Genomic DNA, 867 nt, shown 5'->3' with positions numbered 1-867 from the left:
TATTTGCACCACTCGCCTGCTTTCGTACCATTCAAAAGAGTGTAGCTCCCAAAGAGAAATCGGGTATGGGCAGACCTCGTCAGAGAATAAATACACCTTTAACTTTTGATTCTGTCAAAAAGTACTTTAAGGGGTGAATCTGATGAATAAGTTTGAACTATCTTATGCTGAACATTTCCTTGAGGCCTTGAATCCTCATCAGGCACCTATATCTGCTCCTTTATCTTTTGCAACACCTCAACAGGCCACATTGAATGAGATAGATGCCCTAGGTTCAGAAATGATAAGCAAAAAATCTAGCAAAATTTTTAAAGTGGTCCGTAGTTTTGGTGATGCACCCTCTCTACAGTTGCTCCCATTTGGATATAGATTTTGTGCAGTCCTGAATGGGATGAAAACTAATCCATATCTACTTGGGACAATTCCATGTGTCCAACTTGCACCTAGATTACAGTTGCAAAAAGATCTTATACAACAACATCAATTGTATGAGATTGATCATTTACATCCCAGCTTTGAAATTGCCGTTGATCAATATATGGCACATTACAAAATGCTTACTTTAACTCAGAAACATAAAAGTCTAGAAAACTCTTGGAAAAGAGGGCTTGGAAAGGGACTCTGGCTTTATGAGAACTTCATAACCAATCTGTTGGGAATGACATGTTCTTTTGATCTTTATTGTATAACATTGATCAATGATGTCAGTAAAACCAATCATGAGAATCTGAGCCGAAATTACTTGCTTTTTGATCATCATATTCAAGAAATCGTCTCAACTGCTCAGGACGCAAAAAAAGCAAATATTCTCGGTATCGTTGGAAAATGGGAAGCCAATCGTTCTCAGCAAGTAAATCTTCACTTATT

Annotated in this window: 1 protein-coding gene; it reads left to right on the top strand. The window is 37.5% G+C overall.

Annotated features, from left to right (window positions below):
* Positions 1–142 precede the first annotated feature (142 nt).
* On the top strand, positions 143–867 hold a 725-nt coding region (locus RMB13_RS00600; RefSeq protein WP_311084115.1), incomplete at its 3' end, for a hypothetical protein.

This window comes from Acinetobacter sp. V102_4 (assembly GCF_031799005.1).
Taxonomy (GTDB): domain Bacteria; phylum Pseudomonadota; class Gammaproteobacteria; order Pseudomonadales; family Moraxellaceae; genus Acinetobacter; species Acinetobacter calcoaceticus.
The sequence above is the reverse complement of the archived record's forward strand: the minus strand, read 5'-3'. Positions and strand labels throughout refer to the sequence as shown.